A 6,878-nucleotide genomic window follows, 5' to 3' on the forward strand; every position below is an offset into this window, starting at 1 on the left:
CGTCCACGTCGGGGAACTCCTCGGCTCCTCTGTCAGGAGGAGACCGGTTCGGTTGGTTTCACCGAGGAGCTTCCCTCTTTCCCGCTCGTCCCTCCTCGCCATCTACACACTTATAGGGACACGACCCCCTGCGCTCCTCCGTCAGCGCGACGGCTTCCCCCTCCACTGCGGCTTCTCTGCCGTGGCCCTGGGGCCTCTCCGAAGCCCCGTGGACCGAGCCGCGAGACCGATATCTCATGGATTCTTGAATTCCGATGGAGCGGGTGGCGGACCGTCGAGCTGGTGAGCTGCGGGAGGCTTCGCTCCGCATGACATGGCTGGAGGCGGCGGCTAGCGTCCGCGCACCAGGCATCTTCCTGGCTCGTGGTCGGAGCAAGCATGTCGACGCAGTCGAACGAGAGCGCGGTGACGCAGGCGGTGGAGCGGTTGAGGTCCTTCGTGGAGACGAAGGAGGGTATGTCCGTGGAGTTCTCCGCGCCGGTGGACGCCGCGGCGGTGGCGGGTCTGGAGGCGAAGTACAAGCTGAAGCTGCCCCCCAGCTACGTGCGCTTCATCACCACGCTCGACACCTTCAAGGTGGAGTACGGCGGGCAGGAGCTCATCGGGATGGAGGAGCCGGGACTGCTGCGCGCCGCCGCGCCGGACCCGTCGGACGCCGTGAATGGCGAGGACTCCGAGGTCGCGGACGCCATCAACCAGGCCCTGTTCTTCCAGCGCCGCGATGACGACTCGGTGGAGAACTTCTGGTGCTTCAACCCGCGCGCCCGCTCCCCGGAAGGCGAGCTGGCCGTCGTCGCCTACAGCCATGACGAGGCCTTCAGCCTCTCCGACACCGAGGAGGACTTCCTCGACTTCTCGACCCACATCGTCAAGGTCATCGACGACTTCATCGAGACCTACGCGGAGGCGTAGTCCTCGGTACCCGGCGCGGGCGGGGCTTCCCGCCGCACGCACCCTGGGGCCGTGAAAGTCTGCACCGCACCCACCTGGACGGACTCACCGGCGTCCAGGGGGCGCTCTACTTCACGCTCGCCGCGCCGGGAGGTGGCACCCAGGCGGAAACCACCTCCCTCCATCCGTTGGATGCAGGAGCCGTGAGCATCCAGCAGGTGGGGCGGGCAGGGGACCAGGGCTTGTTCGTGCTCCGGGACGGGCCGAACGACGAGGTCTGGAAGACGAATGGCACGGCCGCGGGCACGCTGCGATTGGATCGGTCGGCCTCCACGACCAACAGGCCCTGGTTCACGCGAGGCACGACGGCGACGACGGGGCAGCTCGCGAAGGTCACCGTCCCGGTGGTGCTCGGACTGGGGCCCGAGCCCTTCGTGCGCCCGGGCGGCCGCGTGTTCTTCCCCGCCACGGATGACACCGGCCTGGAGCAGCCCTGGTCCGTGCCGGCGTCAATCTCGTGTCCTCCGGGGGCGGCCGAGTCCCTGTAACCGCTATCGGCTCAGCGGGTCATCGGGCCGGGTCCCCCGGTCCAGCTCATCGCGGTCGAAGACGCCGTCCAGGTCCCGGTCGATGCCGATGCGCACCTCCGAGCCCTTGGGCACCACCGTGAACGTCAGCTCGTTGCCGGGCAGCGCCATCGTCTGGAGCTGTGCGGCGGTGACGGTCTCCGCCGCGCGGTCGGCCTGGAACAGACCCCCGCCCACATAGGTCGCGCCGCGAGCGATGCCGCCCTGGTTGCCCTTCGCCACCAGGCCCACCTTGCCGCTGTCGGCGAGGGCCTGGAACGAGGCCAGGGTGCTCGTCTGCGCGGGCGTGGGGCTCGCCGTGGTCAGCGTCACCTGCCTGCCCACCGCCGCGTGTGTGTCCTTGCTGTCCGGCCCGGGCGGCTCCGCCACCGTCGTCGTGGAGCCCTTGGGCAGGTCCGAGCCCGAGAACGCGAGCATGAACGCCACCATGTCCGCGACCTCCTGGTCGCTCTGGAGGGTGAACACCGGCTCGGTGATGAAGCGGGCAATCGAGTCCACGCTGCCGTCATGCGAGAAGCCGAAGCCCGCCAGGTTCGACGTCTGGGTGAACTCCATGCCCACCTTCTCGTAGAGGTTTCGCAGTTGTGAGATCTTCATCGTCACGTTGGTGAAGCCATCCACGGAGACGAGCCCCGTGTGACGCTCGCCGTTGGGGCCCGCGTTGACGGGCAGGAACTGGCTCCCGTTCCACCGCACATCCGCGCCCAGGCCCGTGGGCAGGGTGTGGCACGTCGAGCAGGCGAAGACGCCCGAGTCCAGCAGGCGCGGCGGCCGGTAGATGCGCAGGCCGTTGACCGCGTTCCCGTTGGGCAGCGGCTGCCCGGCGGCGCCGAAGCGCCCCGTGGTGAAGTGTCCGGGCAAAGGCAGGCTCGTGGGCAGCGAGTTGTCGAGGTTCCGGAAGGGATTGGGCGGGAAGGTGAGCGTCGCGAGGAAGTCCTCGAACTGCTGCATCTCGATGACGGTGAGCTGGGTGTCGTCCCCCTGGAGGCTGGTGAAGGCGCCGTTGAACTCCTCGATGCCCGCGCGGTCTCCGCGCCAGTGCAACGGCTCCTTGCCGATGAGGTCCTGGAGCGTCTGCGTCGTCATCGGGCCCTTCATCGCGTGCCACGGCTGGAAGTTCGAGGTGAGCCCGGGGATGCCCATGCCCAGGTTCTGCCCGGTGACGGCCTTCAGCTCGCCGGCGGGGTCTCCCAAGTCCCACGCGAGCCGGTCGAGCCGGCCGTCGATGTGACACGACGCGCACGACACGTGCCCCAGTCCCGAGCCCGTGTGCGTGTCATAGAGGTGCCTGCGGCCGACCTTGATGGCGCCGGGGGAGGGGTCGAAGAACGGCACCCGCGCGACCTCGACGTTCGAGGTGGTGTCCACCAGGGAGATGCTCGCGGCGAACTTGTTGAGCACGTAGAGCCGCGTCCCGGAGAGCACCACGCCCGTGGGGCCCTCGCCCACCGTCACCTGGGTGATTCTTCCGCCCGCGTCGTCCATGACGGCGACGTTGTTGGAGCCCATGCCGGTGATGTAGACGCGGCTGCCGTCCGTGTTCCAGGCGAGCCCTCGCGGGTCTCCCAGCGCGAGCCGCCGCGTCGCCAGGGGCACCGTGCCCGTGGTGTACGTCAGGTGCGGGTTGAGGTCGAAGCGGGAGACAACGGAGGGATTGGTCGGGTCGAACGCGGCGGCGAGCACGCGCAGGAAGCGGCCCTTGAGGTTGGGCTCGAAGCGGACCTCGTTCACCGCGTCCGTGCCCACCACGACGACGTGGCCGCCCGGGTGGACCGCCAGCGCCATGTTCAGGTTCATCGCCCCGCTGGCGTACGTGACGGCCAGCGTGGACGCGTTGATGATGGCCACGTCCCGGTCCGGCAGATCCCAGCCCGGGCGCCGTCCGGACGCGGACGCGTTGCTTCCCGAGACGACGCTCGTCCAGTCACGGCTGTTGTCGTCCATCCACTGGCCGCTGGCGTTCTTCTTCACGATGAGCGCCACGGGAGGAGGCGTGGGCGTGCCGCTGCGCCTGGGCGGGTTGAACGCATTGCCGGCGTTGGGGGGCGGGTTGACGCCGCCGTAGGGGCCCAGCCCGCTGCTCACCACGTTGGGTGGGAAGCCGCCGCCGCCCATCGCGTTGCCACCGCCGAGCACCGTGCTGCGATTGCCGGACTCGAAGAAGGCGACATAGACGTGGGTGCCCGCCGCGTTGGTGGCGAGCGCCCGAGGCTCTTCACCTTGCAGCGCGAGCCGCGTGGGCGTGGCGAGAGGGTTGGTCGGGTCCAGCACCATCACGCGGTTCACCTGCGAGCAGGAGATGAACGCGCGTTGCGGTGAGCCGGCGAAGATGACGTCCGCGGGCTCGTCATCCGTGGGGAGGGTGGCCCTGACGTTGAGCGTGGTGAGGTCCACGATGCTGACGCTGTCGGAGACGTGGTTGACGACCCACGCCTCGGTGTTGCTCCGGGCGCGCACGGACACGGGGTCCAGGCCCACCGGGATGGAGGCCGTGAGCACCGGCGTCCCGCCCGTCACGGAGAACACCATGAGCCGGTTGTCCGCCGTGTTCACCGCGAGCAGGCGCGTGCCGTCCGGCGTCAGCTCCAGCGGGTGGACGTGGGGGTGCTCCCAGTTCACGAAGGTGCTCGGTGACTGGGCCCGCGCCGCGCCCGCCACCAGCACCACGCACAGCAACAACGAGAGCCGCACCTCTCGGACACAGGGCATGGAGCCTCCCGCGCGACACCCTCGTTCGCGCGTGGGTAGAGAATTCAGCGATGACTGCTAAAGCCGACTATCCTGAATTGGATGAGTCTTTAGCATGAACCGCTGACGCGCGCTGTGGGGAGGGGGGCGCCACCTGGATGGGGCAGGTGGCGCCGCGGCTCAGGTGGGCTGCGGTGCCCCCGAGGTGTTCGTCACCTTCGCGGGGGCCTGCTGGGTGCTCTCCTGTTGGATGTGCTCCAGCACGTCCTCCATCGTCGCCATCATCGAGTGCGGACTCGTGTCCGACCACGTCCCGTCCGTCTCCATCATCTTGGCGACGCCGTTGCGCGCGCCCGCCACCAGCACCCGGCCCCTGCGGACGGCCAGCGCATCGGACAGCTCGCGCAGGGTGCGAAGCCCCGCCGCGTCCATGAACTTCACCTCGGAGAGGTCCAGCACCAGGAAGTCCGGCCAGGGCGGAGCCTGCAGCGCCGCGCTCACGTTGGCGCAGGAGCGCACATCCAGGTCGCCGCGCACGCGCAGCAGCTGCACCGGAGGCCGCGCGTAGGTGTCCTGCCCCTCGGCGCCGAGCGGGCGGAAGAGCGGGCGGCCATCGGGGCGCAGCAGCAGGCTGCGCACATGGGCCCTGGGCCGCGAGAAGAAGCCCCACGCCAGCGACAGCAGCACGCCCGCGACCAGGCCCGGCAGGAAGCCCACCGTGGCGATGAGCAGCGCGGTCGCGACGGACACCGCCCCCTTGCCCGCGTTCTGCCGCATCAGCGCGCGCAGCCCGCGCAAGTCCAACAGCCGCGTGGCGACGACGAGCAGGATGGCGGCGAGCGCGGCCATCGGAATCAGCGCGACGAGCGAGCCGGCCAGGATGCAGGCGCCCAGCAGCATCACCGCGTGCAGCACGGAGGCGGCGCGTGTGCGGCCCCCCGCCTGGACGGACACGGACGAGCGCACGATGGCGCCCATCACCGGCATGCCGCCGAACATCGCCGACGTCGCGTTGGCGAAGCCCTGCGCCACCAGCTCCTGGTCTCCGTCCGTCCGGTGGTTCTCCAGCCCGGGCAATTGGTCCAGCGCCCGCGCGGACAGGAGCGAGCCCAACGACGCCAGCACCGTCAGCGCCAGGATGTCCGGCACGAGCGCCTGGAAGTCCAGCCCCGCGAAGGACGGCATCACCGGCATGGGCAGGCCCGTGGGCAGCGCGCCGACGCGCGCCAGGCCCTCGGAGAGCACCCCCAGGCTGGACGCCGCGGTGGCGACCACCAGCCCCACCAGCACCGCGGGAATGGAGCGGTGCAGCCTGGGCATGAGGAGCATGCAGGCCACCACCAGCACGCCCACCACCACGGAGGCGCCGTGCACGGACCAGGTGGACCAGTTGGAGGGGAGCACCAGCGCGCGCGCGGAGGACGGGCCCTGCGTCACCGCGCCGAGCAGCCGGGGAAGCTGACCGTCGAGCAGCAACAACCCGATGCCCGCGGTGAAGCCACGGGTGACCTCGGAGGGCATGAACTGCGCGAGCCTGCCCGCGCGGAACAGGCCGAGCACCACCTGGAGCGCGCCGCACGCCAGCGTGGCCACGATGACGCCCGCCACGCCGTGCTTCATGGAGATGAGCAGCACGGTGGGCACGAGCGCGGCCTCGGGGCCCGTCACCTGGAGCCGGCCTCCGCCGAGCATCGCCGCGACGACACCGGCGACGGCGCCGCTGATGAGGCCGACCTCGGGAGGTAGCCCCGAGGCCACCGCCAGCGCCAGATTCAAAGGAAGCGCGACACACGCCACTGTCAGTGCGGCGCTCGCGTCACCCGGGAGCGTCCGGCGTGACACCATCTGCTTCCAGTCCGTCCACAACCGCTTCGGACCTGCGGTCCATCCACGGGGCGTCTTGAGCGTAGGAGTCTCGACCATGATGCCCGGGCCATCTACATGGACCGTGCCGACGGCCTCTCCCCTCTGAATGCTGATTCAACTGTCGGCCGAGGCCGACGCTTCGTCGTCACCTGTCGGCCGACACCTGTCTGTCGGAACCGACAGGAAGATTCACGAGGGAACACCCGCTCGAAATTGCTGCGCGACGCTCGTCAGCTCGGTAGTGAGACTTCCGGAACAAGCGCGCCCTCACATGCGTATGAATCGGCCTCATGCGACTCGCTCACCGACTGCTCATCTCCCACGCACTCATGACCGCCGCGCTGCTGGGCGCGGCTGCCTTCTCGGGGGTGGCCATCGTCCGGATGACGTCCCTGCTGACGGAGGTCCGTGAGGAGCAGCTCGGCGGAGTCATCAAGGAGGAAGCCGTCCATCAGGCCGCCTGGGCCGTGGAGGTGGCCGCCCGTCAGGGCCTGTTCGCTTGTGAGCACAGCCCCCAGGAGGTGCCCGCTGCCGCGGCGACGCTCGGGCAACGGCTCACCCACCTGGACGCCCTCTTGAAGCGTCACGGCGCCGCCACACAGCCGTTGCTCCTGCGCGCGGCCGAGGGCTTCAAGAACTACGCAAGCCACATCCTCCAGGGTGACACGTGCGAGCGGCTGCAGAACGCGGCGCTGCGCAACCAGCGCCTGCACCTGGCGGAGCAGCTCACCGACGCGTGGATCAACACCACGCTCGCGCTGCACTCGGCCATCCGTCAGCGTGAGATGCGGGCGCACGACATCGGCTCGTCCGCCATCGCGGTGGGGCTCATCCTGGGGGCCATGG

4 protein-coding genes and 1 pseudogene are annotated in these 6,878 nt (G+C 69.8%); 3 read left to right on the forward strand and 2 right to left on the reverse strand.

The genetic code is table 11. The features are described from left to right. Positions 1 to 378 precede the first annotated feature (378 nt). Together FL311_RS39500 and FL311_RS39505 are read left to right on the forward strand one after the other, a co-directional pair. Positions 379 to 912, forward strand: coding sequence for an SMI1/KNR4 family protein (locus FL311_RS39500; RefSeq protein ID WP_141332812.1), 534 nt, complete (start codon positions 379 to 381; stop codon positions 910 to 912). 182 nt (positions 913 to 1,094) lie between these two features. Further along, a complete protein-coding gene (locus tag FL311_RS39505; protein WP_228557389.1) occupies positions 1,095 to 1,439 on the forward strand; it encodes a hypothetical protein in 345 nt (114 codons plus the stop codon). A gap of 3 nt (positions 1,440 to 1,442) precedes the next feature. On the opposite strand, the gene FL311_RS39510 is transcribed toward FL311_RS39505, so the two are convergent. Together FL311_RS39510 and FL311_RS39515 are read right to left on the reverse strand one after the other, a co-directional pair. After that, the gene (locus FL311_RS39510; RefSeq protein ID WP_141332814.1) at positions 1,443 to 4,187 is read right to left on the reverse strand and encodes a YncE family protein; all 2,745 of its coding nucleotides are present in this window, start codon (positions 4,185 to 4,187) and stop codon (positions 1,443 to 1,445) included. A 159-nt stretch (positions 4,188 to 4,346) separates the two neighbouring features. Beyond that, entirely contained in the window at positions 4,347 to 6,089 is a 1,743-nt protein-coding gene (locus FL311_RS39515) for a SulP family inorganic anion transporter (protein ID WP_141332815.1), read from the reverse strand. A 233-nt stretch (positions 6,090 to 6,322) separates the two neighbouring features. Here FL311_RS39515 and FL311_RS39520 point away from each other — a divergent pair. Beyond that, a pseudogene (locus tag FL311_RS39520) lies at positions 6,323 to 6,878 on the forward strand (two-component sensor histidine kinase); the annotation flags it as partial.

Origin of the sequence: Myxococcus sp. AB025B, assembly GCF_006518215.1 — a bacterium.
In the GTDB taxonomy this organism is placed as follows: domain Bacteria; phylum Myxococcota; class Myxococcia; order Myxococcales; family Myxococcaceae; genus Myxococcus; species Myxococcus fulvus.

Bases quoted from the DNA above. Each gene is read 5' to 3' on its own strand.
- FL311_RS39500 (WP_141332812.1), top strand. From the start codon at position 379: ATGTCGACGCAGTCGAACGAGAGCGCGGTGACGCAGGCGGTGGAGCGG.
- FL311_RS39510 (WP_141332814.1), bottom strand. From the start codon at position 4,187: ATGCCCTGTGTCCGAGAGGTGCGGCTCTCGTTGTTGCTGTGCGTGGTG.
- FL311_RS39515 (WP_141332815.1), bottom strand. From the start codon at position 6,089: ATGGTCGAGACTCCTACGCTCAAGACGCCCCGTGGATGGACCGCAGGT.